This is a genomic window from Pantoea sp. E956-1 (assembly GCF_982223955.1).
The window spans coordinates 193642-220557 of sequence record NZ_CEUYZP010000004.1; the positions used below are offsets into that span (position 1 = coordinate 193642).

A 26916-nucleotide genomic window follows, 5' to 3' on the forward strand; every position below is an offset into this window, starting at 1 on the left:
GCGGGGTTTCTCTGGAAACCCCGCCGTTTTTATTTGTTCAACGCCCCACTACGCGGTGGTTACCCGCGTTACCGGCAGGGGCCGCCGTATGCAGCAGAGCGCCAGCGCCATAATGAAAATGGTCGCGGTCTGATTATAAGGCAGCACCGAATCGGTCAATCCGGTGGTAAACAGCGCCACCATCGGCAGCGCCACGCCGCGCAGGTCACACTTCTTCAGCCAGCCCGCCAGCACCGTCAGATAGAGCAGCGCCAGCGACGCCGTACCCAGCCAGCCCTGCAATGACGTCACTTCGAGAAACTCGTTGTGCATGTTGTATTTAACGTTGGTGAAGCCTTCAACATTGAGAGGATAGTGCGCAGTGATGAACTGACGCGCCTCAGTGGTGCGCGCATCCGGCGTCGCAAAACCGCCATGATGCTCAATAAAGTTGACCGCTCCGCCCCAGATGGCGACACGTGCGCCCAGCGAGGTCGAACTGTTTGAACCAAAGTTCTCAATATCCTGTACCCCCTCTACCCAGCGGTTGCTGGTCATCAGAATCAGCACCGCCATTACGCCAACCAGCAGAGCGCTAATCCGCCAGTTAGTCAGCAGCGACAGCCGGTAGGTCTGCACCAGGAACAGCAGCCCCACGGCAATCAGCGCAATCAGCGTCACACGGGTGCCGCACAGGTAGAGCAAGGCAAAGGTCACAGCCAGTACAGCGACATCGGCCACCTTCCAGTAAGCGTGCGTCTCAAAGCGGCTCAGCCAGAGCCAGGCACAGTAGATAAAGAGAATCATGTAGGAGGACATGGAGGCGGCTTCGGTGGTGAGCTTGATGCGGATATTCTCAGTGTAGAGATGTTCGTGGATACCAAAGCCCAGCGTAATCAGCAGTCCGAGAAGGATGAGCCCTTTTCCGACGCGTAGCGTAGTCAGGGAGACCCGATCCCCATAAACAGCCAGACTGAGCAGCACAAAGGCTCCCATCAACAGCCGCTTCGCCCCCAGCAGATAGTTGCCCATATTAGTGATGGCATCGCTTGAGGGCGCGGTCTCAATCCCCTTCACATGAATCGCCCAGAACAGACGAATCAGGGCAAAGATAATCAGCACAGCAAACAGAGCGATATAAAAACCGTTCTCTTTAAAGTCCACCCGCCGGCGCACCAGGCCATACAACACGGACGCAATAGAGAGATAAGAGACCAGATAGAATATTTTTTGCGGCAGGCCGGTAACAAACATATTCAGCGACAGCGCCAGGCAGAGCGCAATAACTGAAAAATTAGCCATTAACGTTAATCCATTGCGACTGATTTTATTCGTCATGCTTAACCTCAGTAAGGCGGTTAAACACACTCATCAGGTGCTTCATATAATTTTCCTCGTAAAAACCGGTGATGCTCGCTTTAATAACCTGATGATCAGGGAAGTGGAAATCCCCGTTCATAGCGTTGAGAATCGTGGCCAGCGCCATGCTGTCATGGGTGGGATAGAGCTGACCATTAATACCGTTCTGAATAATTTCCGCCGGGCCGCTGATACAGTCAGATGAAACACAGTAGACACCGCGCGACATCGCCTCCAGCAGGATCAGCGGAAAGCCTTCGAAGTTAGAGGTCATAACCAGGCAGGTGACCTGTCTGATATGGCGGATGACATACTCCCAGGCATTCTCCTGCCAGCCATGCCAGGTGATGCGATCCTGAATGCCAAGTTGCGTCACGTAGTGCTGACATTGCGTCAGATCTTCACCGTCACCCACTATCTCCAGCGTCCAGGGCGCATCCAGTTGCTGCAGGGCATCAAACAGATCTTTAAGCTGTTTCTGCCGCTGATAATGGACGCGACCAATGTAGAGAAACTTCAGCGCCTGGGGTCTGCCGATTACCGTGTCATTGCGTTTGATCGGGTTATAGATCACGTCAACGTCAGTGGCGCGTGCGCCCAGTTCCACCAGCTGCTCTTTAATCTGATTACTGATCGCAAAATGGTGATCGGCACGCAGCAGATAATGGGGACGATAACGTTCACGCGGAGGCAGGTGCATCCAGCTCGACAACACGATTTTGCGTCCTGAAAGCGTGATCGCCCGGCGCGTCATCATGCAGGGAATGGTGTTGAGGGTCAGGACATGATCGGGCTGATAACGACGAAAGAAGGCGGCCATTCTCAGCGTATGAATAAGATTTTTTATTTTCTTATTCCGCAGCGTGCAGACACTTTCCGCCAGAACGGCATTGGCGGTCCAGGCGCGGGATTGGCTCTCCTCTCCGCTGTTGATAATAAACAGCCCTGCTTCGGTACCGGCTTCCGCATTCAGGGCGGTGATCAACTGACCTGTCACATTTTCCATACCACCACGACCGGCCATCAGATCCGTCACCAGCACAATCCGTTGTTTCCTGACGTTATCATTATTTTTCATTGGTTTATCCATGCCCTGTGCCGTTCGCTTTTCATCCATCCACTCTGCGGTGAATGTCTTTAATAGAATATTCTAAAAAAGAGCATAACAATATTTAAACCAGAAATTTTCCCCCAGCCAGAACTGCACTTGTTGCTGACGACGTTGAGTTCCTGCGCGGCGGCGATTATTCTGAGCGCCATGAAAACGCCTCGTCTCCCCATTGCCCTGCAGCAGGCCGTGATGCGCTCGCTGCGCCAGTCGCTTGAACGTGCTAATCAGGCGCTGAAAACCCATTACCCGGAACCGAAACTGCTTTACCAGCAGCGCGGTACGGCGGCGGGTACCGCCTGGCTGGCGTCCTGGGAAATTCGCATCAATCCGGTGCTGCTGCTGGAAAACCAGCAGGCATTTATCGATGAAGTGGTGCCGCATGAGCTGGCGCATCTGCTGGTCTGGAAGCAATTTGGTCGCGTTGCGCCGCATGGCAAAGAGTGGAAGTGGATGATGGAGCAGGTGCTGGGCGTTCCGGCACGGCGTACTCACCAGTTTGAGATCGCATCCGTGCGCCGCAACACCTTTGCCTACCGCTGTCAGTGCCAGCAGCATCAGCTGACGGTGCGCCGCCACAATCGTATATTGCGCAAAGAGAGTGAATATCGCTGCGTGCACTGTGGCAGTCTGCTGACTGCGGGTGAATTTGTCGCGTCCTGAGAACAATCCCCATTCCGCCCTATTCCACATTCTGTTAACCTGCCGCCCTTTTTCGTACAGAGTAGAAAGCTGGAATATGTCTCGCATACTAAGTCTGGCGGTTGCGCTGCTGTTTGCGCCCGCCGCTGACGCCCTCAATCTGAATAACTATCATCAAAATAACTTTCAGCAGGCCAAAACCTTTGCGGCGGCGATCAACGCCGATGCGCCGGGTTCTTTTTACTGTGGCTGTAAGATTCAGTGGCAGGGAAAAAAGGGGATTCCCGATCTCAACAGCTGTGGCTATCAGGTGCGCAAAAACGCCAATCGCGCCGCACGCATTGAGTGGGAACATGTGATGCCCGCCTGGGAGTTTGGTCATCAGCGTCAGTGCTGGCAGGATGGCGGCCGTAAAAACTGCAGCAAAGATCCCGACTACCGCCGCATCGAAACCGACCTGCACAACCTGCAGCCTGCGGTGGGTGAAGTGAATGGCGACCGTGGCAACTTCGCCTACAGTCAATGGAACGGCAGCGAGCAGCAGTACGGCCAGTGTGAGATGAAGATCGACTTTAAACTCAAACAGGCGGAGCCACCCGTGCGGGCGCGTGGTGCCATTGCCCGCACCTATTTCTATATGCGTGACCAGTATCATCTGCGTATTTCGCGCCAGCAGACGCAACTGTTTACCGCCTGGAACAAGCTCTATCCCGTAACCATTTGGGAGTGCGAACGCGACCAGCGCATTGCAAAGGTTCAGGGCAATCACAATCCTTACGTGCAGCAGGCTTGCCAGCGCTAAAATCCCTGCCCTACACTAGCTCTTTTTCCAATGACGCCGCTGCAGCGCGGCGTCCGGTCTCAGGAACCTTATGCGCATACCTCGCATCTATCACGCCGGGCCATTAAGCATCGGCAGTGAAATTACCCTGGATGAAGATGCATCCAATCATGTGGGCCGGGTACTCCGGATGACGGCTGGTCAGCGTCTGGAACTCTTTGATGGCACTAATCTGACTTTTGCAGCAGAGATCACGCATGTTGATAAAAAGCGTGTAAAAGTATCGGTCACAGAGAGCCAGCCGGACGATCGTGAGTCACCGTTACATCTGCATTTAGGTCAGGTGATGTCGCGCGGTGAAAAAATGGAATTCACTATCCAGAAATCGATCGAACTGGGCGTGAATGTCATTACACCCTTGTTTTCCGAGCGCTGTGGCGTAAAGCTTGATGCTGAGCGTCTGGCGAAGAAGATCCAGCAGTGGCAGAAAATTGCTATTGCCGCCTGCGAGCAGTGCGGCCGTAATCGCGTGCCGGAGATTCGTGAAGCGATGACGCTGGAAGCCTGGTGTGCAGAAGCGGACAGCGGTCTGAAGCTTAACCTGCATCCGCGCGCCAGTCACAGCATCAACACGCTGCCACAGCCTGTTGAGCGGGTAAGGTTGCTGATTGGCCCTGAAGGCGGTTTGTCTGCGGACGAAATTGCGATGACGGCGCAGCACGATTTTACTGACATTCTGCTTGGCCCACGGGTATTGCGAACCGAAACTACCGCGCTGACGGCTATTACGGCACTTCAGGTGAGGTTTGGCGACCTGGGTTAAGCGATACTTTCAGCGGAAAGAGAGCAGGCATGATGTCCTGACCGATCGGCCCACTGCAGACCGAACCAGACGAGGCGGTAAATGCCGCCTCACCGAGGAGATAATAATGATTAAGCTTGGCATCGTGATGGACCCTATTTCGTCCATCAATATTAAAAAAGACTCCAGCTTCGCTATGCTGCTGGAAGCACAGCGCCGTGGTTACGAAATTCACTACATGGAGATGCACGATCTCTCCCTGCGCGGTGGCGTGGCCTCTGCCCGCACCCGCCTGCTGACCGTCGAGCAGAACCCTGAGAACTGGTATCAGTTCGGCAGCGAGCAGGTAATCCCGCTGGCTGACCTGAATGTGGTGCTGATGCGCAAAGATCCGCCATTCGATACCGAGTTCATCTATGCGACCTACATTCTGGAACGCGCTGAAGAGCTGGGTACGCTGATCGTGAACAAACCGCAGAGCCTGCGTGACTGTAACGAAAAGCTCTACACCGCCTGGTTTGCCGAATTTACGCCTGACACCCTGGTGACCCGCAGTAAAGCGCAGCTGCGCGCCTTCTGGCAGGAACATGGCGACATCATCATGAAGCCGCTGGATGGCATGGGTGGTGCGTCGATTTTCCGCGTGAAGAAAGATGATCCTAACTTTGGCGTGATTACCGAAACGCTGACTGAGCATGAGAGCCGTTTCTGCATGGCGCAGAACTACATAGCGGCGATCACCGAGGGTGACAAACGCGTGCTGGTCGTCGATGGCGAGCCGGTGCCTTACTGCCTGGCGCGTATCCCGCAGGGCGGAGAAACGCGTGGCAACCTCGCCGCCGGTGGTCGCGGTGAAGCGCGTCCGCTGAGCGAAAGCGACTGGGAAATTGCGCGCCGGGTTGGCCCGACGCTGAAAGCAAAAGGGCTGATTTTTGTCGGTCTGGACATCATCGGTGATAAACTGACTGAAGTTAACGTGACCAGCCCAACCTGCATTCGTGAAATTGAGGCTGCGTTCCCGATCTCCATCACCGGCATGTTGATGGATGCCATTGAGAAGCGCCTGGGCTGAGCATGACGCCGGGGCGAAGCTCCGTGATCAACCCAATACCGGTGCGGTCGTCGCGTGCCGGTTATTTTTTTGGTACATCGTGTGAGAATGAATTTACAACATCACTTTTTGATTGCCATGCCTTCATTGCAGGATCCTTTCTTCAAACGTTCCGTAGTCTATCTCTGCGAACATAACGAAGAGGGTGCAATGGGACTGATCATCAATAAACCTATGGAAAACCTGACGGTTGAAGGCATTCTGAAGAAGCTGAAAATCTCTGCTGACGATCGCGATCCGGCGATCAAGCTGGATAAACCGGTGTTTACCGGCGGCCCGCTGGCGGAAGATCGTGGCTTTATCCTGCACTCCGCACAACGCACCTTTACCTCCAGTATTCGTGTTTCCGATAACACGATCATCACCACGTCCCGTGACGTGCTGGAGTCGATCGGTACGGCCTCTCAGCCCACTAACGTGCTGGTCGCGCTGGGTTACTGCGCCTGGGAAAAAGATCAGCTGGAGAATGAGCTGATGGAAAATGCCTGGCTGACCACGCCCGCTAACAGCAATATCCTGTTCCAGACGCCGATTTCAGAGCGCTGGCGCGAAGCGGCGCGCAGTATTGGCGTCGATATTCACAACATGGCCAGCGACGCCGGACACGCCTGATGTCAACTCAAACTCTGTTAGGATTCGACTTCGGCACCAAAAGTATTGGTGTCGCCGTAGGTCAGGAACTCACTGGCAGCGCCCGTCCGCTTACTGCGCTGAAAGCGCAGGATGGCATCCCGGACTGGCTGGTAATCGAAAAACTGCTGAAAGAGTGGCAGCCCGATTTCGTGGTGGTGGGATTACCGCTGAATATGGATGGCACCGAGCAGCCGCTGACCGATCGCGCACGTAAATTTGCCAACCGCCTGCACGGGCGCTTTGGCATCCGCGTGGAGCTGCAGGATGAACGACTCAGCACGGTAGAAGCGCGTGCAGGCCTGTTTGAACGCGGCGGCTATCGCGCGCTCAATAAAGGATCGGTCGACTCACAGTCTGCTGCCATCATTTTGCAGGACTGGTTCGAAAACCATTACTGACATCCTCACTCAATCAGTCCGGCTGCCTGACGCGCCAGCCTGCTCTGCTCAAACGTCTGCATACCGGCCTGTGCGCCGGTTTGTAATAGCGCAGGGATCTGGTGCATCTTGCCTTCTCTGATCAGATTGGTGATGCCCGGTGTGGCGATCAGTACCTCAAACAGTCCGATGCGCGAACCGGCAACTGATGGCACCAGCCGCTGTGCAATTACCGCTTTCAGGCTGCCCGCCAGCTGAGTACGCACCAGCTGTTTCTCCTCTGCCGGAAAGACATCAACCAGCCGATCTACCGCCTGCGCCGCGCCACGCGTGTGCAGCGTCGCCAGCACCAGATGTCCGGTCTCCGCAGCAGTCAGTGCCTGACGAATAGTGTCGCTGTCGCGCAGTTCGCCCAGCAGGATGACGTCGGGATCTTCACGCAGTGCTGCCTTTACTCCCAGCGAGAACGAACCGCAGTGCAGGCCGATTTCACGCTGCTGTATCAGCGACTGCTGGCTGTGATGAATAAATTCAATCGGATCTTCCAGCGTGATGATATGGCGCGCCTGCTGGCGGTTCAGCGCATCGACCAGCGCCGCCAGCGTGGTTGATTTACCGCTGCCGGTCGCACCCGTCACCAGAATCAGCCCATCCTGCTGCTCCAGCAGCGTCGGGACAATGGCGGGCAGTTGCAGGCTCGCAAGCGTCGGGCATGCCGTGGCGATGATGCGCAGTGCCAGTGACAGGCCGTTGCGCTGCATAAAGAGATTCGCGCGCAGACGCTGACCATCGGTTAGGCTCAGAGCGAAATCGAGCTGCCCTGCGCGCTCCATCTCCTGACGCTGCGGGTCACTGAGCCAGCGGGCCATAAACTGCGCCATCCATGCGCCAGAAAGCGGGCACTGCTGCGGAATCGCCTCCAGCCTTCCCTGTCGCCGCCAGTAGGGCAAATGTCCGCTGCAAAGGTGCAGATCGGCGGCATTATGCTTTACACTAAGCCCCACCATTTCATCCAGATTCATAATTTCTCCTGACTATGACCTCAATCCAGCAGAACCTACAGCAAGTGCGGCAGCGAATCGCTGCTGCTGCCGCGAGTTGCGGCCGCGCACCAGAAGAAATTACCCTGCTTGCAGTCAGTAAAACCAAACCTGCGAGCGCGGTCGAAGAAGCCTTTGCCGCTGGTCAGATTGCCTTTGGTGAAAATTACGTTCAGGAAGGGGTTGAAAAGGTTCAGGCACTGGCCGCACATCCTGAGCTGGAGTGGCACTTCATCGGCCCGCTGCAGTCCAATAAAAGCCGTCTGGTAGCGGAACATTTCGCCTGGTGTCATACCATTGACCGCCAGCGCATCGCGCAGCGGCTCAACGATCAGCGGCCTGCTTCGCTGCCACCGCTGAATGTGTTAATTCAGGTAAATATCAGTGACGAGAACAGCAAATCTGGCATCATGCTGGAGGCCGTTTCCGGGCTGGCGGAGCAGATCGCTGCCCTGCCGCAACTGCGGCTGCGCGGATTAATGGCGATTCCTGCAGCAGAGAGTGATTACACACGGCAGCTGGCGGTGTGTCAGCAGATGGCGGAAGCCTTCCGCCAGCTGCAACAGCACTATCCGCATGCAGACACGCTTTCGCTGGGAATGAGCGATGACATGGAGGCGGCAATCGCCGCAGGCAGTACGATGGTGCGTATCGGCACCGCCATTTTTGGCGCACGAAATTATGCGCACAACTCACAACAATAACAGAGGAACTTCATGTTAACACTGACGTTTTTAGTAAAAACGCTGATCGATCTCTACGTCATGGTGCTGCTGTTACGCATCTGGATGCAGTGGTCCCGCTGCGATTTTTACAATCCAGTGGCGCAGTTTGTCGTAAAAGTGACACAGCCGATTGTTAAGCCACTGCGCCGTATACTGCCGGCACTGGGCCCGATTGATACCGCCTCGCTGCTGCTGGCATTTGTGCTGACTACGCTGAAATACCCGATTTTATTGCTGATTCAGGTGGGCGTCTTCTCAGTCGACCCAACCAATCTGCTGGTCGGCCTGCTGTCGCTGGTAAAATCTGCCGGCTATCTGGTCTTCTGGGTAATCATCGTACGCTCCCTGATGAGCTGGATCAGCCAGGGCCGGGGTCCTGTCGACTATCTGCTGGTGCAGTTAACCGAGCCGATGATGGCCCCTATTCGCCGTATTCTGCCTGCGATGGGCGGCATCGATTTCTCAGCGATGATCGTCATCCTGGTGCTGTATGCCCTGAACTTTCTCGGCATGGACCTGTTCCCGGGTCTCTGGTATCTGCTGTAAATGAATCAAACTGGAACTGTTATGCAAAAAGTTGTCCTCGCAACCGGCAATCCCGGCAAAGTGCGTGAACTGGCGGAGTTACTCTCCGCCTTTGGTCTGGATATCGTCGCACAGACCGACCTTGGGGTTGAATCGGCGGAAGAGACCGGCCTGACCTTTATTGAGAACGCGATTCTCAAGGCGCGTCACGCGGCGCAGATCACCGGATTACCGGCTATTGCCGATGATTCTGGCCTGGCCGTTGATGCGCTGGGCGGCGCGCCCGGTATCTACTCGGCACGCTACGCCGGTGAAGAGGCCAGCGATCAACAGAACCTGGAGAAGCTGCTGCAGGCGCTGGAAAACGTGCCGGACGGTCAGCGCCAGGCACAATTTCACTGCGTGCTGGTCTATCTGCGTCATGCGGAAGATCCGACCCCGCTGGTGTTCCACGGCAGCTGGCAGGGTGAGATCACCCGCGCCGCCGCTGGAGCCGGTGGTTTTGGTTACGACCCGATTTTCTTTGTCCCGGCGCTGGGTAAAACCGCGGCCGAGCTGAGTAAAACGGAAAAAGGTGCCGTTTCTCACCGGGGTAAAGCATTGACGCTGTTGCTGGAAGCGATGCGTAATGCCTAATCTGCCGCCGTTAAGTCTCTATATCCATATTCCGTGGTGCGTACAGAAATGTCCCTACTGTGATTTTAACTCCCACGCGCTGAAAGATGAGGTGCCGCACGTTGAATACGTGCAGCACCTGCTGCGCGATCTGGAGATCGATTTACCGCTGATCAATGGCCGGGAAGTGCGCACGATCTTCATCGGTGGCGGCACGCCCAGCCTGCTGAGCAGCAGCGCGATGCAGATGCTGATGGACGGTGTGCGGGAGCGTCTGACGCTCTCACCCGACGCGGAAGTGACCATGGAAGCCAATCCGGGCACCGTGGAAGCGGACCGGTTCAGCGCCTACCAGCGCGCCGGTATCAACCGTATTTCGATTGGCGTACAGAGTTTCAGTCCGCAAAAGCTGCAACGTCTTGGCCGCATTCACGGTCCGGAAGAGGCGGTCCGCGCCGCTGAACTGGCAGAGTCGCTGTCGCTGCGCAGTTTTAACCTTGACCTGATGCATGGCCTGCCCGATCAGTCGCTGGAGGAGGCGCTCGACGATTTACGTCAGGCGATTGCGCTTAATCCGCCGCATCTCTCCTGGTATCAGCTCACGATTGAACCCAACACGCTGTTTGGCTCACGCCCGCCGGTGCTGCCGGATGATGATGCGCTATGGGATATTTTCGAACAGGGCGATCAACTGCTGCAGGCTGCCGGTTATCAGCAGTATGAAACCTCCGCCTACGCGAAGCCGGGTTATCGCTGTGAACACAACCTCAACTACTGGCGCTTTGGCGACTATCTGGGGATCGGGTGTGGCGCACACGGCAAGCTGACTCAACCGGATGGCCGCATAGTCCGCACGGTCAAAACCCGTCATCCGCGTGGATTTATGCAGGGGAACTACCGCGAAAAGCAGTATGACGTTGCCGATAGCGACAAGCCGTTTGAATATTTCATGAACCGCTTTCGCCTGCTGGAAGCCGCGCCGCGCGACGAGTTCAGCCGCTACACGGGTTTATCAGAGCAGGTGATCCGTCCGCAGATGGATGCTGCGATTGCCGCGGGTTACGTGACTGAAACCGCGGAGCAGTGGCAGATTACGGAGAAAGGGAAGCTGTTCCTGAATTCGCTGCTGGAGCTGTTCTTAGCGGAAGAGTAACAAAAGCGCCTCAGCCCGACAGGCTGAGGCGTTGACCTATTTTTTCAGTGCGCCGGTAAGCTGTTTACGCTGATCTTCCAGCGAAATAACGCGATTACACACCTCGTGACCGAAGTTCTGGAAATCCTGCTCCTGCTTGCTCCACTCAGCCTGAATCGACTGCTGCAAACCGCCCAGATTACCCATAATCGCCTGCAGCGGATTACTGCCGCCGCTGCCCTGCTTAGTGCCCATCTCGTTCAGGCTATCCTGCATCACGCCGCCCAGCGTCGACTGCACCAGCCTTTCACCTTCGGCGCGTACCTGATCAATCGCCTGATGGTGGAACGTCAGCCCATCTTCACGGTGTTCAATGATGCGGTTCATCTGCTGTTTCAGCTGACCATTCAGCGTGGTCAGGCGATTACGCACGTTGCTGTCGGTGCCCAGTTTTTCAACGATAACCTGATCCAGTGCCGCACGCCCTTTCTCCAGACGTGATGTCGCACCGCTGTCGATCCACGGCAGATCGCGACGCAACGCGTTCTGATAGTCGATCGCTTTCTGGCGTCCGGCCGTATCGAGCGTGACCTTCTGTCCATTGAATTGCACGTCGCCCTGCGGCGAGATTTCCATATTGCCGTTGGCACCGACCACCTGCACGCTCTGCGGCTTAATCACCACATCGTCCTGCGGCTTAACGCTGCATTCATAGGCTGCCTGAGCCTGGGTTGCTGCCACCAGCAGCACAGCAAGAAGCGCTTTACGCATCATATCTACTCCCTAAGATCGGGTCTGAAACCCTCTGATCGGGCCTCAGCCCGACACTGTGTGACGACTTAGTCCCACCAGACGTCAAAGAGTTCAGTCATCTTAACGTCCTGCAGCTTGCGATCTTCCAGCCATTTACGGACCAGAGCACGATGCTCATCGGTGCATTTGCCGGTTTTCTGCAGGCAAACCAGACCTTCCCACACCAGGTAACCGCTGCCATCGAAGGCCAGGCCGTTAGGGTCGATCGCTTCATTGATGAACTGGTTCAGCGTCTCATCAATTTCGCTTTCGCTGGTGCCTTCCGGGAAGCGCCAGGCAACCGAGAAGCCCAGTTCCTGAAACTCATCGATGTGCAGTTTTTTACGTAAACGGCGGCTGCGTTGTGTGGCCATTATTTCACCCTCTCAAACATTAAATCCCATACGCCGTGGCCTAAACGCTGCCCGCGCTGCTCAAATTTGGTCAGTGGACGCGTCTCAGGACGCGGCACATAATTCTGTTGTTCTGACTGGTTGCGGTAACCATCGATGCTGTTCATCACTTCCAGCATATGCTCCGCGTAGGCTTCCCAGTCGGTGGCCATGTGGAAGACGCCGCCCGGCTTCAGTTTACGCATCACCAGCTCGGCGAAAGGCACCTGGACGATACGGCGTTTATTGTGACGCGCTTTATGCCACGGATCGGGAAAGAAGAGCTGAACCATGCGCAGCGAGTTATCCGGAATCATCTTCTCCAGCACTTCCACCGCGTCATGGCACATCACCCGAAGGTTCTTCACATCGGCTTCTTTGGCGGCGGCCAGACAGGCACCCACGCCCGGCGCATGCACTTCAATACCCAGGAAGTTCTGCTGCGGCGTGTTCTCCGCCATTGTTACCAGCGAAGCGCCCATACCAAAGCCAATTTCCAGCGTCACCGGGGCTTCGCGACCAAACAGCGCGGGCAGATCGACAGGCTCCGGCTGATATTCCACCCCCATGACCGGCCACAGGGTGTCCAGCGCCTGCTGCTGGCCTTTGGTTAAGCGGCCCTGGCGGCGCACAAAGCTGCGGATCCGGCGTAATGGCCGCCCGTTCTCATCAAATTCTGGGGTGATGACGTCATTAATCATGTAAAAGCCTGCTGGTTAGCCTGTTCCGGGAAACGGGCATTATGCAAAGTTCATAAGCAGAAGCAAGCCTTTGCAATCTTCCGGTTTACACCCAGGTGCGCATGTGCTGGAATTCCTGCCTGAGTGTAGAGTAAACACGGAAAATTTCCTTCTTATGATGCAAGCGCCGCAGTTCGCGCAACAGGTGCTGGACTGGTATCAGCGCTTTGGTCGCAAAACCCTGCCGTGGCAGCTGGAGAAAACGCCTTACAAGGTGTGGCTCTCCGAAGTGATGCTGCAGCAAACCCAGGTTGCCACGGTTATTCCCTATTTTGAACGCTTTATGGCGCGCTTCCCCACGGTCATCGATCTGGCTGCGGCTCCGCTCGATGAGGTATTACATCTCTGGACTGGCCTCGGCTACTACGCCCGTGCGCGTAATCTGCATAAAGCCGCAAAGCAGATTGTTGAGGTTCATCAGGGCGAGTTTCCGCGTAATTTCGATGATGTCTCTGCCCTGCCCGGCGTAGGCCGCTCCACGGCGGGCGCGATCCTGTCGCTATCACTGGGGCAGCATTTCCCGATTCTGGATGGCAACGTCAAGCGCGTGCTGGCCCGTTGCTATGCCGTCAGCGGCTGGCCGGGTAAGAAAGAGGTCGAAAAGCGGCTCTGGCAGATCAGCGAAGAGGTCACACCCGCCGAGGGCGTCAGCCAGTTTAATCAGGCGATGATGGATCTGGGTGCTATCGTCTGTACCCGATCAAAGCCGAAGTGCGAAATCTGCCCGCTGAACAGCGGTTGTGAGGCCTATGCCAGCAGCAGCTGGGCGAGCTATCCCGGTAAGAAGCCTAAGCAGGTGCTGCCAGAGCGCAGCGGCTGGTTCCTGATGATGCAGGATGGTGATGATGTCTGGCTGGAGCAGCGCCCGCCTGTGGGCTTGTGGGGTGGTCTGTTCTGCTTCCCACAGTTCACTACGGAAGCGGCACTGACCGACTGGCTGGCGGCCCGCGGCATCCAGGCAAAACCGCAGCAGCTTACTGCGTTTCGTCACACCTTCAGCCATTTCCATCTCGATATCGTGCCAATGTGGCTGACATGGCCTTCTGTCGGGGCGGCGATGGATGAAGCAGGCGGTCTCTGGTATAACTTAGCGCTGCCACCATCTGTGGGATTAGCCGCACCCGTTGAGCGCCTGTTACACGAGCTGCGCCATCCCCGACAACTGGCTTTGAACAGTTGTGAGATTAATGAGGAAGAATAATGAGCCGCACCATTTTTTGTACTTTTTTACAGCGCGACGCGGAAGGACAGGATTTTCAGCTCTACCCGGGCGATCTGGGTAAGCGCATTTACAACGACATTTCTAAAGAAGCCTGGCAGAAGTGGATGGCGAAACAGACCATGTTGATCAACGAGAAGAAGCTCAACATGATGAATCCCGAAGATCGTAAAGTGCTGGAGAAGGAGATGATCAATTTCCTGTTCGAAGGTAAAGACGTTCATATCGAAGGCTATACACCGCCAGAAGCGTAAACATTCCGGGCCTCATCGCTGAGGCCGGTTATCCAGGTCAGGCTTGCATTCCCAATGAATAAAAAATTAATCGCCCTGCTGGTGATAGCACCACTTTTGGTTTCCTGTTCCGGGTCAAAGAAACAGCAGTCCCACGAGGAGTGGGTAAAAGATACCAACGCCTTTGATATTCTGATGGGGCAGTTTGCTCATAATATTGAGAATATCTGGGGTATCAATGAGGTCCTGATCGCCGGCCCCAAAGATTACGTCAAATATAGTGACAACTATTACACCCGCAGCCACATTAACTTTGAAAGCGGTAAGCTGACCATCGAGACGATTTCTGGCACCGATCCTATGGCCAGCCTGCGTCAGGCGATCGTGACCACCCTGCTGATTGGCGAAGATCCGGGTAATGTCGATCTCTACTCTGACGCCAACGATATTGAAATCAGTAAAGAGCCGTTGCTGTATGGACAGGTGCTGGATAATACCGGTCAGCCGATTCGCTGGCAGGGTCGTGCGGAAGCCTTTGCTGACTATCTGATTCAGCATAAATTGCAGCGCCGCACCTCGGGTCTGCATGTGATTTACACCATTTCGATTCCGATGGTGCCGAATCACCTGGATAAGCGTGCGCACAAATACCTGCCGATGGTGCGTAAAGCCGCCGATCAATATGGTGTCGATGCCTCATTGATTCTGGCGATTATGCAGACCGAGTCGAGCTTTAACCCCTACGCCGTGAGCCATTCTGATGCGCTGGGTCTGATGCAGGTGGTACAGCATACTGCCGGTGTTGACGTGTTTCGCATGAAGGGTAAATGGGGCAAGCCGAGCCGCAGCTATCTGCTGGATCCGGAGAACAATATTGATGCGGGTACCGCTTATCTGTCGCTGTTGCAGCGTAACTATCTGGGCGGCATTCAGGATCCGGTGTCACGCCGCTATGCAGTAATCACCGCCTATAACGGCGGTGCAGGCAGCGTGCTGCGCGTCTTCTCCAGCGATAAAGATCGGGCGTTTTCGATGATTAACGGCATGTCACCGAGCAAGGTTTATTCGACCCTGGCGAACCAGCATCCGTCGGCGGAATCGCGTCGTTATCTTTATAAGGTGAGTACCGCGCAGAAGAGTTATCGGGGATTCTGATTGGCTCAGCGCTAAAGCGGGGAGTGTTCGCTGCGCGAATGGGCCTGGGTATAGCGCCTGGCTGCCGGCTAATACTGAGCGGGTTCCACCCGCCAGGCGGTCAGGCGTGCAGCGCCTGAAGCTGGGAGTGTTCGCTGCGCGAACGGGCTATGAGAAGGTTTCGTTCGCTTAGCAGCGAGTATGCACTGAGCGGGTTCCACCCGCCAGGTGGTCAGGCGTGCAGCGCCTGAAGCTGGGAGTGTTCGCTGCGCGAACGGGCTATGAGAAGGTTTCGTTCGCCTGGTAAGCCGGGCAGTTTCAGATTTGCCTCTGCAGGCGACCGACAAGGGGGCGCCAGTCGCCGCGCCCCCTTGACCCCGGGCTCCGGCCTGCTTCACCGCCGCTTCGCGGTTCCTTTGCTACTTCAGGATTTCTCACGGACCGGCGGGACGCGCCATCCATGGCGCGAACCCGCCTCTTCGCGACATCCCTGTCGCTCGTCCTGAAATCCCTCATCCGCTCAGCGGTTCTGACGGCCTCCCCACCCCCTCGCTGTTATCTCTTCTTTTTATGTTGGGTTCGCTGTCGCTGTGAGTTTGGGATTGCCTCTGACTTTTGGCTCAGCAAACAGTATGTTATTCAACTCTACCCGCTATTATCTCGTTTTCAGGTCACTAAGATTGTTGCGGTGAACTTCAGGAATTGAGACTGGCTTTCAGACCATCAGACAACTCAGCACCAAAGAAAACATAAAGAAATCACAGGCGGGGGTTTGGGAGAGGCGTCCGAAGCGCTGAGGAACAACCGCAGGCCAGGATGAGCCGACAGGACGTCGGCGAAAGGACGGAACGAGCCAGGGATGGCGAGTCCGGACGGTCCGTCGGCCGCAGGGCGTGACGAAGGCACTCCGCACAGCGGGGCGCGCAGGCAGCCGGACGCCGGGATTGTTAAGGGGCGGGCGTCCGCCCCTTGACGCGTCCGCCTGCTCAGGCAACCTGAAACTCCCCATCGCCTGGCGGGCGGAACCCGCTCAGTGTTAGCCCGCTGCTAAGCGAACGAAGCTTTCTCATAGCCCGTTCGCGCAGCGAACCCAGGACCTGCCCGGCGTAACCCCCTCACTGTTAGCCCGCTGCTAAGCGAATGAAACCTTCTCAGCCCCGTTCGCGCAGCGAACAAAAAGGCAGGCGGGCCGCTACCCACCTCTGCCCACGCTCAGATCAGCGTCCCACTATCATATTGGCCACCAGATACTTCCGTCCCTGGTCATCCTCTTCGGTGTAAACGCCCTGCAGCTCTGGTGAGAAGCCAGGCAGCAGATTAAGCCCCTCTTCCAGCGCCAGGAAGTAACGCTGCACCGCGCCGCCCCAGACTTCCCCCGGGACTACGCACAGCACACCCGGTGGATAAGGCAGTGCACCTTCCGCGGCAACCCGGCCTTGCGCTTCGGCTATCGGCACCAGCTCCACTTCGCCGCGAATATAAGCCTGATGCGCATCCTGCGGATTCACCCTGACCGGCGGGAACTCCGCGGCGCGGAACATCAGGCGCTGCAGATCCTTGACGTTGTGACTGACGTAAAGGTCGTGCATCTCCTGACAGAGGCGACGCAGGGTATATCCGGCATAGCGTTCGGCATTTTTACGGTAAATGGTCGGCAGCACTTCGGCCAGCGGCGCATCCTCTTTAACGTGCTGCTCGAACTGCGCCAGCATCGCCACCAGATTCGCCATCTTCTCCGGACTCTCTGCCGGAGTCAGCAGGAACAGGATTGAGTTGAGATCGCACTTCTCCGGCACAATGCCGTTTTCGCGCAGATAGTTCGCCAGGATGGTCGCCGGAATCCCGAAATCACTATACTCACCGCTGGCCGCATCAATCCCTGGCGTAGTCAGCAGCAGCTTGCAGGGATCCACCCGATACTGATCGCGCGCATAACCCGCGAAACCGTGCCACTTCGCCTGCGGTTCAAAGCTGAAGTAGCGCAGATCGCGGGCGATCGTCTCAGTGGGCGCATCCTGCCAGCGCTGACCATCCACCGTCTCCGGCACAAACGGCAAGATCATCTCACAGCGATCCAGGATGGCTTTACGCGCCTCAATACCCAGCGTGACGCACTCATCCCACATACGACGCCCCGCTTCCCCCTGATGCATTCTGGCGTTGATATCCAGCGCGGCAAACAGCGGATAAAACGGACTTGTTGATGCGTGCAGCATAAAAGCGTTATTCAGTCGCTTATGCGGGCAGAAGCGGCGCTGTCCGCGAATGTGATTATCTTTTTTATGGATCTGCGAAGTCTGCGAAAAACCTGCCAGCTGCTTATGCACTGACTGCGTGACAAAAATGCCGGGATCGTTCTCATTCAGTTGCAGGGTCAGCGGCGAACAGCCTTCCATCAGTGGAATGAACTGCTCATAGCCGAGCCACGCGGAATCAAACAGGATGTAATCACACAGATGGCCGATGCGATCCACCACCTGGCGCGCGTTGTAGACCGTGCCATCGTAGGTGCCCAGCTGGATAATCGCCAGACGGAACGGCCGCTCTTCAGCCGCGCGCTGCGGAGCCACGGCCGCGATCTGCTCGCGCAGATAAGCCTCATCAAAGCAGTGTGCGTCAATGCCGCCAATAAAGCCGAAAGGATTGCGCGTCGCTTCAAGATAAACCGGGGTCGCGCCCGCCTGAATCAGCGCGCCATGATGGTTCGACTTGTGATTGTTGCGGTCAAACAGCACCAGATCGCCACGGGTCAGCAGCGCATTGGTCACCACTTTATTGGCACTTGAGGTGCCGTTGAGCACAAAGTAGGTTTTATCGGCGTTAAACACTTTTGCCGCATACTTCTGCGCATCTTTAGCCGAGCCTTCGTGGATCAGCAGATCGCCCAGTTTGACGTCGGCATTACACATATCAGACCGGAAAACATTCTCGCCGTAGAAGTCATAAAACTGTTTGCCCGCCGGATGCTTTTTAAAGAACGCACCGCCCTGATGTCCGGGACAGGCAAAGGTGCTGTTCTGCATATCGACATAGCGGGTCAGCGTCTCGAAGAAAGGGGGCAGCAGCGCCGCTTCATACGCCTGCGCAGCCGCTTCCAGCGCGATCCACTCCTGCGGATCGCCATTCAGCTCACCGCTGACGCCGGGCAGGTGCATCACCTCTTCTTCAAACGCGTTAGCGACAAATACCGGCAGATTAAAGCCGGTATGACGCAGCAGCGCCAGCACGCCGCTGCGGGTATCCGCCAGCGAGACGACAACCGCCGCCACATCGGTGAAGTCGGTGTTATCCAGCGTCACCACGTCTCGCGCAGTGTTCAGGGTCAGGCTGGGCGCCACAGCGGCGCTGGCAGCAATTTTCAGTGGAGTCATAACAGAATCCCTAACGTCAGGGAGGAGGTGCCAGAAGCACAATTATGGGGACAGTGCCCCGGCGAATAATTAACAGTCAGAAGGCGTTCCGCAGCCCGTGGAAAGCAGATCCATAGCCGCTGCCTGGCTGGCCTCACCGCATGGTGAATAACAGAGATATCGGAAAAGAGGACAACCCGATGGGTGCCGGAAAAAGCGAACGGTAATCCGGGCAGATGCGCGGTGAACCGGACATGGCGACGTCCTCAGTAATCAAGATGCAGGGTCAAAAAGTGGCGGTCATAATGTCATCTTTTTCAGGCACGGACAACCCGAACCAGGTAATTACTCAGTCACACCCCGTGTATGTAACAACATGATTTTTATAGTCTATTTATCATAAAAAATTCACAATACGACTAATTATATGAATTATATGCAGATTTATGCAGAAAGCACACCGCGCACTTTTCCAGCCAGGCCGCTGCCTTCACCCGCAGACGCGGCCATTGCCCTACCGGATTGCATCTGCCAGGCGTAAACTGATCTTCTCTTTCCCACTCTGCCGGAGGCTGCATGTTTAAGGCACTGGTCATTGAAAATGACGAACAAGGTTACCGTTCCCTGCTGAAAGATCTCCCCGAATCTCAACTGCCCGATCACGATGTCACGCTCGACGTCAGCTACTCATCTCTGAACTACAAAGATGCCCTGGCTATCTGTAACCAGGGCCCGATTGTGCGCCAGTTCCCGATGGTGCCAGGTATCGATTTTGTTGGCCGGGTGACGGCCAGCCGCCATCCCGATTGGAAAGAGGATGATGTGGCGCTGCTGACGGGCTGGGGCGTGGGCGAAAAACAGTGGGGCGGCCTGGCACAGAAAGCCAGCGTCAGCGGCGACTGGCTGGTGCGCCCGCCCGCCACGCTGAGTCCGCTGCAAACCATGGCTATCGGTACGGCGGGACTGACCGCAATGCTCTGCGTGATGGCGCTGGAAAAACAGGGCATCACACCTGAACAGGGGCCGGTACTGGTCACCGGTGCCAGTGGCGGCGTCGGCAGCTATAGCGTCAGCCTGCTGGCGCGTCTGGGTTATCAGGTAATCGCTTCCAGCGGGCGCGCCAGCGACCATACCTATCTGATCGAAACGCTGGGCGCGGCATCGGTCATTGACCGTGAAGAACTCGCCCGGCCCGGCAAGCCACTGGCAAAAGAGCGCTGGGCCGCCGCGATAGACAGCGTCGGCAGTCATACCCTGGCGAATGTGCTGGCTGCTACCCAGCGCGACGGCGCGGTTGCCGCCTGCGGTATGGCGCAGGGACTCGACCTGCCAGCCAGCGTCGCCCCCTTCATTTTGCGTGGCGTTACGCTGGCTGGTGTCGATAGCGTGATGTGTCCGAAGCCGCTTCGTCAGCAGGCGTGGCAGCGACTCGGTGAGCTGATGGATAGCGAACGGCTCAGTAAGCTGAGCCACGTGATCCCGCTAAGTGAAGCCAGAGAAGGTGCACAGGCATTGCTGGATGGCAAAGTGCAGGGCCGTCTGATTGTCGATTGCCGTTAATCCTGTTAAAGGCGCGTTTTCGCGCCTTTACCGATCGGCTCGCTGCAGCCGTTTTATGAGTCCTTCCAGCGCGAACTGCGTGCCCTGCTCCATCACTGATTTCGGATCGCCGCTGAACTGGTGGCACTCTGCCTCGTCCCTGCCATCGGGCAGGACCCAGCCAAACCAGATGGTGCCCGCCGGTGTACCATCTTCGCCGCCATCCGGCCCGGCATAGCCGGTAATGGATAATCCCACCGGCTCGCCGGAGCGGGCGCAGGCGCCCTGCACCATCTCCCGCGCCGTCTGTTCGCTCACCGCCGTATGCTGTTTCAGCGTGTCAGGGCGCACCCCCAGCAAACGGATTTTGGCATTTTCGCTGTAGGTGACAAAGCCGCTGGTATAAAAGTCTCCGCTGTTTTCCACCGCGGCCAGCGTCATGCTGATCAGCCCGGCGGTACAGGATTCGGCAGTCGCCAGATGAAGTCCGGAGGAGAGTAAAATATTCCCCAGTTGCTCAGCGGTCTGATCTAATGATTTTGCCATTATGGTCTCCTTGAATCTGTCCGGAACTCCAGGTATAGCGCAAAATCAGCGAATAAAACCGCGCAAGGCAATGTTTTTAAAGCGAAACGGTCTAAATACGCAGCTGGATATATGGCTGTCCACTCCCGGTATGCGCCACTACCTGCAGATCGGCCTGGTACCAGCGCGTCAGCGTCGCTTCCGTCATCACCGTCTGCGGCGAGCCTTGTGCCACCAGCCGGCCTGCGTGCAGCAGCAGTATGCGGTCGGCCCACAATGAGGCCTGATTAAGGTCATGTAACACGGTACAGACGGTGAGATCTCCGGCGCGCGTCAGCTGGCGCAGTAAACGCAGGGTTTGCTGCTGCCAGAAGAGATCCAGCGCCGAAGTCGGCTCATCCAGAAACAGCCAGCCGCGTGGTCTTCCCTCATGCCAGAGCTGTGCCAGCACCCGCGCCAGCTGCACCCGTTGCTGTTCACCGCCGGAGAGCTGGCGGTAATCGCGCTGCGCCAGCCCTTCACAACCGGTCAGCCGCATAACCTCAGCCACAATCTGCGACGTCTGCGCCTCCGGCCAGGGGGCACGGCCCATCGCCACGACCGACTGCGCCGACTGTGCAAAGGTCAGGTTGTTCTGCTGGCGCATCACTGCCCGGCGTCGTGCCAGCTGCTCACGCGGCCATGCCGTCAGCCGTCGATCGCCCAGCCAGCACTCACCCCGATCGGGCGACAGAAATCCCGTCAGCATCCGCAGTAGCGTCGATTTACCTGCGCCGTTTGGGCCAATCAGCGCCACCAGCTCGCCACCTGACAGCGTGACATCGAGATTATCGATAACGGTTTTGCCGCCGTGCGCGAGACATAACCCCCTGGCCTGTAAAATGTCCATCACTCCAGCCCTCGCTGCTGACGCAGAATCAGCCAGAGAAACCACGGACCGCCAATCAGGCTGGTCAGCAGCCCGACCGGCAACTCGGCCGGAACCACCAGAGTGCGCGCCAGCGTATCGGCCAGCAGCAGCAGAATCGCCCCCGCCAGCGCTGAGCCGGGCAGCAGCCAGCGATGATCGCCGCCAAAGCAAAAACGCATCACGTGTGGCACTACCAGTCCGACGAAGCCGATCACGCCGCTGACCGAGACCGCCGTACCGACCAGCAACGCACTGAGGATCAGCAGCTGATGCTGAGTACGCTTCACATTAACGCCCATGTAGTGCGCATCCTCTTCGCCCGCCTGCAGCAGGTTAAGGTGGCGGGCGCGAGTCTGTAACAGCAGTAAGGCTGGCAGAATCAGCAGCAGGCAGATCAGCAGTGCAGGCCACTGTGCCTGGCTGAGGCTTCCCATGCCCCACAGCGACAGCTGGCGCAGCTGCTGGTCGTTGCTCAGCCATGACAGCACGCCTACCGCCGCCCCGCACAATGCATTAATCGCAATGCCGACCAGCAGCAGCCGCGAAAGATTGCCGCGCGCCAGCCGACTGAAACTGAAAATCAGCAGTGTAACCAGCAAACTGCCGATAAATGCGGCGATCATCGGTAGCCACAATGCCAGCGGTGCCGGCAACGCCAGCGGAATAATGATTGCCAGCGCCACCGCCAGTCCCGCCCCGCTGCTGATCCCCAGCAGACCGGGATCGGCCAGTGGGTTACGAAAAACACCCTGCATCACTGCGCCAGAGACTGCCAGCGCCATGCCCATCACCACCGCCAGCAGCACGCGCGGCAGGCGAATATCCAGCCAGATCTGCCAGATAAGATCGCTGAGCGGTGCCTGCCACAGCGCCCGCACTGAAAGCGACATCGCCCCCAGATTTGCCGCCAGCATCATCGCCACCAGCAGGAAGATCAGCATCAGCACCAGGCCACGCAGCGCATTATCCTTAATCATGGTTCAGCGATTCCGCCGCCTGGCGCAATTTCACGATTGCCCGTGGCGTATCAAGGCCAAATCCCAGCAGTGCCATGGTGTCGATCACCAGCAGACGATGCTGCTGCCCGGCAGGCGTCAGCGCCAGACCCGGTAACTGCCACAGCTGCGCTTCGCCGCCCAGGGTTTTCAGGCCATCCTCGCCTATTACCACCAGATCCGGCGCGGCGGCGATCACCCCTTCCTGCGACAGTGCCTGATAGTGCGGCACAGAGCCCATAGCATTCTCCAGCCCGGCGCTGCGAATGGCACCATCGGCCGCAGTCTGATTTCCAGCCGCCATCGACTTCATGCCGCTGTTCGCCATGATGTAGAGCACTTTTACCGGCAGCGGTTGCTGCGGCAACTGGCGAATCTGCTGTGTCATTTGCTGCGCCAGTGCCTGAGCTTCGCTTTCACGCTGCAGCGCCTGGCCCACAGTGATAATTTTCTGCGGAATCGCCTGCAGGCTGCTGTCGCCGCTGACCGTGACCACCCTGACGCCCGCGCGGGCAATCTGTTGCAGCACCAGCGACGGTTGCGCCTGCGCGCTGGCGATCACCAGCGTCGGTTTCAGTGCCAGAATGCCTTCGGCGTTGAGCTGGCGCATATAACCCACGTCCGGCAGTCGGGCGGCCTGCGCCGGACGCAGACTGGTGCTGTCGCGCGCCACCAGCTGTGACTGAGCATCCAGCGCATAGATAATCTGAGTGACATCACCGCCAATCGACACCACCCGCTCCGCCGCCAGTGATGGCAGCGTCATCAGCAGCCATAACAGCATCGCTCTTTTCATGCCGCCGCTCCCGGCGTGCGGAGAGCGCCAATCTGCTCGCGCCAGCGTGACTGCTCTGGCGTACCTTCCGTGCGCTGACCGTAGAGCTGGGCGATCTGCGTGCCGTCGGCGGCGAACAGTTCCAGGCTGGTAACAAAGCCATCGCCCGTTGGCTTGCGTGTTACCCAGCTTTCGCTGATCTGATCAGCCATCAGATGCAGCGTGAACTGCGGGTTGAAGATATTGAGCCAGTTTTCCACTGGCTGCAGCTTCTCTACCCTGCCGGTGAAAATCTGAGTGCAGCCACGGTTGCCGACAAAAATCATAATTTCATTGCCCGCCTGCTGTGCCATCTGTAGCAGGCGCTCAAGCGCGTCGTTGCCGGTCTGCCAGGCGAGATCCTCACCCACCTCGCGAAACGCCTGCGCCCGTGACACCTGGTGGCGCTTCAGCAACGCGAAAAACTGATGAACATCGGTCATGGCGCGCCATTCACGGTCGATGGCGGTGGCATCAATCGTTTCCGTCAGGAGGGCAGCTACAACCGGCTCAACCACCAGCGGCGTCGCCGCAGCATCGGTAAAGTCGGCGATCAGCGCCTGCCACGCCGCCATGCTGGTCTGCTCCGTGACGTAAACTTTCAGCACTGCATCGCCATGGCGATCAAAAATCTGAATGCTGTGACGCACGCTCTGCCCGTCTCGCTCCTGCAGAGCAAAGGCGCTGCACCACTGACCGACGAACAGGCGCAGATCGAGCGCACGGGGATTAAGCACCAGGCCACCATGCGCGCCAATCTGCACATTGTGGTATTCACCCAGATGCTCATGTACCGCATAAGCGTTACGCGTAATGTTTTTGGTTTCGCCGACTGCGCCCAGTGCCTTCAGCAACGCCGGAAAATCGCGTTTCAGCGCCACGGCATCAACGCCGAGGCGTGCTTCACACAATTCCGCTTCGCTGATGCCGATCAGCGCGGCCAGGTCGCGGGCATATTGCTTCGGTTGTTCACCTTTAAGGACAAGATAGTGCTGATAAATCGGGTTCATGACTCAGGCTCTCTTAGTAGTGCCCTGCATCAGCGCAGGGCGACGGCTATCAAAAATCGACGTTAACACCTAACTGGAAAGTACGGCCCGGCATCACGGCCAGTGCCTGATCGTTGCGCTCCTGCTGAGTGGCGCTGGTCAGTTCACAGCTGCTGAGGTAATCCCGGTATTTGCGATCGGTTATGTTGTAAAGCCCGCCACTCAGCCTGACGTTATGCGCGACGCGCCAGTAAGCGGTCATATCCACCATGCCATAACCCGGCACCCGCATGTAATCGGTGCTGGAGTCGGTCAGGCTGCTGCCGTTGTTGGCGAAGCTTTCGCGGTTAGTCGCGCTGGCTTGCTTACCTTTGACAAAGGTAGCGGTAACAGCGGCACCGTAGCCACGCGCCTCATCATCCCAGGCGAGTCCGACGATCGCTTTCATCGGGGCAACACTCTCCAGGTCGATGTAGCGGTCACCAAGGTAGCTCGACTTTGCCGCGCCCTGCGTGTAACCAAACGCCAGATTGGCGCTCAGACCCTCGACCTCGCTGAACCAGCTGCCGAAGTTCACTTTACTGCTGATTTCAGCCCCGTAGATATAGGCTTTATCGCGGTTCTCCGCCTGATAGGTGGTGTAAATGTTGGCGGGCACATTGACGAACTGACCCGGATTAGCCGCCCGGCTGTAACGGGTAAAGGCAATAAAGTTTTTATAGTCGTTATAAAAAGCGGCAGCGTTAAGCGTGACGCCTTTTGCCACCTCTCCTTTTACACCCCACTCGTAGTTGTTGCTGGTTTCGGTTTTCAGGTCGGCATTACCAATCAGCGCATACTGCGCGGTGCCGGCATAGCTGGAGCCAAGGTTCCATGAGCCATACAGCTGCGTATCGTTGGGGAACTGCGCGCCACGGGTATATTGCAGATAAGTCATCAGCTTCGGTGTCAGATCGTACTGGAAGGCGATCGACGGCAATATCTGGGTGTCGCTGTTTGGCGATCCATAGAGCGCTGAGACTTCGCTGGCATCAAGCACGCTACTGTTCGTGGTCAGCGTCGCCACATCACGTGGTCGGGTGTTCTGATAGGCCACGCGCACACCCGGCACGATGGCCGCCCGATGTCCGTCAGCATCGAAGCTGATGGTATCCTGCAGATAACTACCCACGGTGTAGCTGCGACTGTCAGCCTGCGGCTGCATAATCGCAGTAAAAGCACTGGCGGGTGGTGACTGACGGAAAGGTCGTTCAGTATCCACCAGGCGCGCATTCAGCCCGGCACTCAGTTCATGTCGCCCGACGCTTTTAAGCGCGCGGGTGTCAAAACCGTAGCTGTCGCTGTTGTAGTCGGAATAAACGGTTTGCCTGGCGGTGGCACTCGACGGCATGCGGGTGTTGTCATGCGCCTGGGTCTGCTGCCAGTAAACGCGGGTCGTCAGGCTGTCGATCAGATCATTGTAAGGCGTGTATTCATCCGCCAGGCTGATGCCCCAGCGGCGGGTATCACTCTGCTGCTGCGCCGTTCCCCAGACTGTATTGCCTGAAGTGCTCCAGCTGTCGTAATGGCTGTGGTGGGTTTTGTGATAGTAATCGACCGTTGCGCTGAGCTTGTGAGCATCATTGGGCTGCCAGATGCCGGAGGTCATAAAGGCATCGGAGTGCCAGTTGGCGGGATACGCATCCAGCGTGCCGCTGTTATTACGGGTTTCCTGGCCGTCGCGGCGGCTGTAAACAAAGATGCCGCGCAGTTCATCGTCACCGGCAGCGGCGGTGATGCCGTTATGCCAGCTGCGACTGGATGAGTCATAGTCGCTCTGATAACTGAACGCGGTCGCTTTTCCGGGATGCAGGTAATCGTCGGGAGATTTATTACGGAACGAGACGTTGCCGCCAATCGAGGTGTTCGGCTGATCCACTGCTGTGGCACCCTTCTCAATCTCAATACGGCCAAACATATAAGGATCGATGTAATCGCGGCCAATGCCAAAGCTGTCGAGACCTGCGCGTCCTACATAGCTGCGGCCAGTGGCCTGCGGCAATGGAATGCCATCTACATCCAGACCGACGCGGTTGCTCTCGAGGCCACGAATGTTGTAGCCGGTATAACCGGCCCGATCAAAACCGCTCTTACCGGCTGATGAACCACCACGGGTACCGGTAGCACTGATTAGCGGTTCATAGCGCATGATCGATCCAAAGTCAGTGGCACCACGCTGTTGCAGATCGCTGGCAGAGAGCGAGGTTTTACTGCCTGCCGTTTTTTTGATTTCCGGTGCCGTCACCGTCATTACCGGTTCGGCACGGCTGCCATAGCGGTCAGAAAGGGTTAGCGTGGCAGATTCACTGCCCGCAGCATAAGTGCAGGTGGTATTGATGAAAGTGGCGAGCAACGCCAGTTGAGTCTGACGCGGTTGCGTCAATCTCCGAAAACGTGGTGACATAGGCGCGAATTA

At 57.1% G+C, this 26916-nt stretch carries 27 protein-coding genes; 14 read left to right on the top strand and 13 right to left on the bottom strand.

Annotation, left to right across the window (positions count from 1 at the left end; translation table 11 throughout):
• Positions 1 to 48 precede the first annotated feature (48 nt).
• Positions 49 to 1281 (bottom strand): O-antigen ligase family protein, encoded by a 1233-nt coding sequence (locus AC0T7J_RS13440; RefSeq protein ID WP_473794823.1) that lies wholly within the window; start codon positions 1279 to 1281, stop codon positions 49 to 51.
• Between the two features lie 25 nt (positions 1282 to 1306).
• The gene (locus AC0T7J_RS13445; protein WP_473794825.1) at positions 1307 to 2455 is read right to left on the bottom strand and encodes a glycosyltransferase; all 1149 of its coding nucleotides are present in this window, start codon (positions 2453 to 2455) and stop codon (positions 1307 to 1309) included.
• A gap of 141 nt (positions 2456 to 2596) precedes the next feature.
• On the opposite strand from AC0T7J_RS13445, the gene AC0T7J_RS13450 reads away from it, so the two are divergent.
• The 6 genes from AC0T7J_RS13450 to ruvX all read left to right on the top strand — a co-directional run bounded on the left by AC0T7J_RS13450 (position 2597) and on the right by ruvX (position 6813).
• Positions 2597 to 3109: a SprT family zinc-dependent metalloprotease gene (locus AC0T7J_RS13450; protein ID WP_473794826.1), complete on the top strand. Its 513-nt coding sequence runs from the start codon at positions 2597 to 2599 to the stop codon at positions 3107 to 3109.
• Positions 3110 to 3185: 76 nt separating this feature from the next.
• Positions 3186 to 3890, top strand: a complete 705-nt coding sequence (gene endA / locus AC0T7J_RS13455; RefSeq protein ID WP_473794828.1) for a deoxyribonuclease I — start codon at positions 3186 to 3188, stop codon at positions 3888 to 3890.
• A gap of 70 nt (positions 3891 to 3960) precedes the next feature.
• A complete protein-coding gene (gene rsmE / locus AC0T7J_RS13460) occupies positions 3961 to 4692 on the top strand; it encodes a 16S rRNA (uracil(1498)-N(3))-methyltransferase (RefSeq protein ID WP_010248866.1) in 732 nt (243 codons plus the stop codon).
• Between the two features lie 106 nt (positions 4693 to 4798).
• On the top strand, positions 4799 to 5743 hold the full coding sequence (gshB, locus tag AC0T7J_RS13465; protein ID WP_010248868.1) for a glutathione synthase: 945 nt from the start codon (positions 4799 to 4801) through the stop codon (positions 5741 to 5743).
• A gap of 87 nt (positions 5744 to 5830) precedes the next feature.
• Positions 5831 to 6394 carry a YqgE/AlgH family protein gene (locus AC0T7J_RS13470; RefSeq protein WP_010248870.1) on the top strand — a complete coding sequence of 188 codons (564 nt, stop codon included), beginning with the start codon at positions 5831 to 5833 and terminating at the stop codon, positions 6392 to 6394.
• A complete protein-coding gene (ruvX, locus tag AC0T7J_RS13475) occupies positions 6394 to 6813 on the top strand; it encodes a Holliday junction resolvase RuvX (protein ID WP_137241350.1) in 420 nt (139 codons plus the stop codon). The genes AC0T7J_RS13470 and ruvX overlap by 1 nt, the downstream gene beginning before the upstream one ends.
• A 5-nt stretch (positions 6814 to 6818) precedes the next feature.
• On the opposite strand, the gene AC0T7J_RS13480 is transcribed toward ruvX, so the two are convergent.
• Entirely contained in the window at positions 6819 to 7814 is a 996-nt protein-coding gene (locus tag AC0T7J_RS13480) for a type IV pilus twitching motility protein PilT (RefSeq protein WP_473794831.1), read from the bottom strand.
• A 14-nt stretch (positions 7815 to 7828) separates the two neighbouring features.
• Between AC0T7J_RS13480 and AC0T7J_RS13485 the strand changes: the two genes are divergently transcribed.
• The 4 genes from AC0T7J_RS13485 to hemW are packed head-to-tail and all read left to right on the top strand — an operon-like array spanning position 7829 to position 10850.
• The gene (locus AC0T7J_RS13485) at positions 7829 to 8536 is read left to right on the top strand and encodes a YggS family pyridoxal phosphate-dependent enzyme (protein ID WP_473794832.1); all 708 of its coding nucleotides are present in this window, start codon (positions 7829 to 7831) and stop codon (positions 8534 to 8536) included.
• 12 nt (positions 8537 to 8548) lie between these two features.
• Positions 8549 to 9103 (top strand): YggT family protein, encoded by a 555-nt coding sequence (locus AC0T7J_RS13490; protein ID WP_013358979.1) that lies wholly within the window; start codon positions 8549 to 8551, stop codon positions 9101 to 9103.
• A 21-nt stretch (positions 9104 to 9124) separates the two neighbouring features.
• Positions 9125 to 9718 carry an XTP/dITP diphosphatase gene (locus tag AC0T7J_RS13495; RefSeq protein ID WP_473794834.1) on the top strand — a complete coding sequence of 198 codons (594 nt, stop codon included), beginning with the start codon at positions 9125 to 9127 and terminating at the stop codon, positions 9716 to 9718.
• Positions 9711 to 10850 (top strand): radical SAM family heme chaperone HemW, encoded by a 1140-nt coding sequence (hemW, locus tag AC0T7J_RS13500; protein ID WP_010248883.1) that lies wholly within the window; start codon positions 9711 to 9713, stop codon positions 10848 to 10850. The genes AC0T7J_RS13495 and hemW overlap by 8 nt, the downstream gene beginning before the upstream one ends.
• A 36-nt stretch (positions 10851 to 10886) precedes the next feature.
• On the opposite strand, the gene AC0T7J_RS13505 is transcribed toward hemW, so the two are convergent.
• The 3 genes from AC0T7J_RS13505 to trmB form a co-directional block, all read right to left on the bottom strand.
• A complete protein-coding gene (locus tag AC0T7J_RS13505; protein ID WP_124890317.1) occupies positions 10887 to 11603 on the bottom strand; it encodes a YggN family protein in 717 nt (238 codons plus the stop codon).
• Between the two features lie 65 nt (positions 11604 to 11668).
• Positions 11669 to 11995: a YggL family protein gene (locus AC0T7J_RS13510; protein ID WP_473794837.1), complete on the bottom strand. Its 327-nt coding sequence runs from the start codon at positions 11993 to 11995 to the stop codon at positions 11669 to 11671.
• A complete protein-coding gene (trmB, locus tag AC0T7J_RS13515; protein WP_473794839.1) occupies positions 11995 to 12714 on the bottom strand; it encodes a tRNA (guanosine(46)-N7)-methyltransferase TrmB in 720 nt (239 codons plus the stop codon). The genes AC0T7J_RS13510 and trmB overlap by 1 nt, the downstream gene beginning before the upstream one ends.
• Positions 12715 to 12868: 154 nt before the next feature.
• On the opposite strand from trmB, the gene mutY reads away from it, so the two are divergent.
• From mutY to mltC, 3 genes are read left to right on the top strand one after another with little or no spacing between them, the layout of a single operon-like run.
• The gene (mutY, locus tag AC0T7J_RS13520; RefSeq protein WP_473794841.1) at positions 12869 to 13954 is read left to right on the top strand and encodes an A/G-specific adenine glycosylase; all 1086 of its coding nucleotides are present in this window, start codon (positions 12869 to 12871) and stop codon (positions 13952 to 13954) included.
• On the top strand, positions 13954 to 14226 hold the full coding sequence (locus AC0T7J_RS13525; protein WP_003853409.1) for an oxidative damage protection protein: 273 nt from the start codon (positions 13954 to 13956) through the stop codon (positions 14224 to 14226). Before mutY ends, AC0T7J_RS13525 begins: the two co-directional genes overlap by 1 nt.
• A 54-nt stretch (positions 14227 to 14280) precedes the next feature.
• The gene (mltC, locus tag AC0T7J_RS13530; RefSeq protein WP_473794843.1) at positions 14281 to 15360 is read left to right on the top strand and encodes a membrane-bound lytic murein transglycosylase MltC; all 1080 of its coding nucleotides are present in this window, start codon (positions 14281 to 14283) and stop codon (positions 15358 to 15360) included.
• 1196 nt (positions 15361 to 16556) lie between these two features.
• Here the strand turns inward: mltC and AC0T7J_RS13535 are convergent.
• On the bottom strand, positions 16557 to 18710 hold the full coding sequence (locus AC0T7J_RS13535; RefSeq protein WP_022623848.1) for an ornithine decarboxylase: 2154 nt from the start codon (positions 18708 to 18710) through the stop codon (positions 16557 to 16559).
• A 555-nt stretch (positions 18711 to 19265) separates the two neighbouring features.
• Between AC0T7J_RS13535 and acuI the strand changes: the two genes are divergently transcribed.
• A complete protein-coding gene (gene acuI, locus AC0T7J_RS13540) occupies positions 19266 to 20249 on the top strand; it encodes an acrylyl-CoA reductase (NADPH) (RefSeq protein WP_473794845.1) in 984 nt (327 codons plus the stop codon).
• 27 nt (positions 20250 to 20276) lie between these two features.
• Here the strand turns inward: acuI and AC0T7J_RS13545 are convergent, their stop codons facing one another.
• The 6 genes from AC0T7J_RS13545 to AC0T7J_RS13570 all read right to left on the bottom strand — a co-directional run bounded on the left by AC0T7J_RS13545 (position 20277) and on the right by AC0T7J_RS13570 (position 26904).
• Positions 20277 to 20774, bottom strand: a complete 498-nt coding sequence (locus AC0T7J_RS13545; RefSeq protein ID WP_010671076.1) for a CinA family protein — start codon at positions 20772 to 20774, stop codon at positions 20277 to 20279.
• A 91-nt stretch (positions 20775 to 20865) separates the two neighbouring features.
• A complete protein-coding gene (locus AC0T7J_RS13550; protein ID WP_473794848.1) occupies positions 20866 to 21642 on the bottom strand; it encodes a heme ABC transporter ATP-binding protein in 777 nt (258 codons plus the stop codon).
• Positions 21642 to 22640, bottom strand: coding sequence for a FecCD family ABC transporter permease (locus AC0T7J_RS13555; protein WP_473794850.1), 999 nt, complete (start codon positions 22638 to 22640; stop codon positions 21642 to 21644). Before AC0T7J_RS13555 ends, AC0T7J_RS13550 begins: the two co-directional genes overlap by 1 nt.
• A complete protein-coding gene (locus AC0T7J_RS13560; RefSeq protein WP_033772557.1) occupies positions 22633 to 23454 on the bottom strand; it encodes a heme/hemin ABC transporter substrate-binding protein in 822 nt (273 codons plus the stop codon). Before AC0T7J_RS13560 ends, AC0T7J_RS13555 begins: the two co-directional genes overlap by 8 nt.
• The gene (locus AC0T7J_RS13565) at positions 23451 to 24482 is read right to left on the bottom strand and encodes a hemin-degrading factor (RefSeq protein WP_473794852.1); all 1032 of its coding nucleotides are present in this window, start codon (positions 24480 to 24482) and stop codon (positions 23451 to 23453) included. The genes AC0T7J_RS13560 and AC0T7J_RS13565 overlap by 4 nt, the downstream gene beginning before the upstream one ends.
• Positions 24483 to 24531: 49 nt before the next feature.
• Complete coding sequence (locus AC0T7J_RS13570) at positions 24532 to 26904, bottom strand: TonB-dependent receptor domain-containing protein (RefSeq protein ID WP_473794854.1); 2373 nt, start codon at positions 26902 to 26904, stop codon at positions 24532 to 24534.
• Between the last annotated feature and the right edge of the window lie 12 nt (positions 26905 to 26916).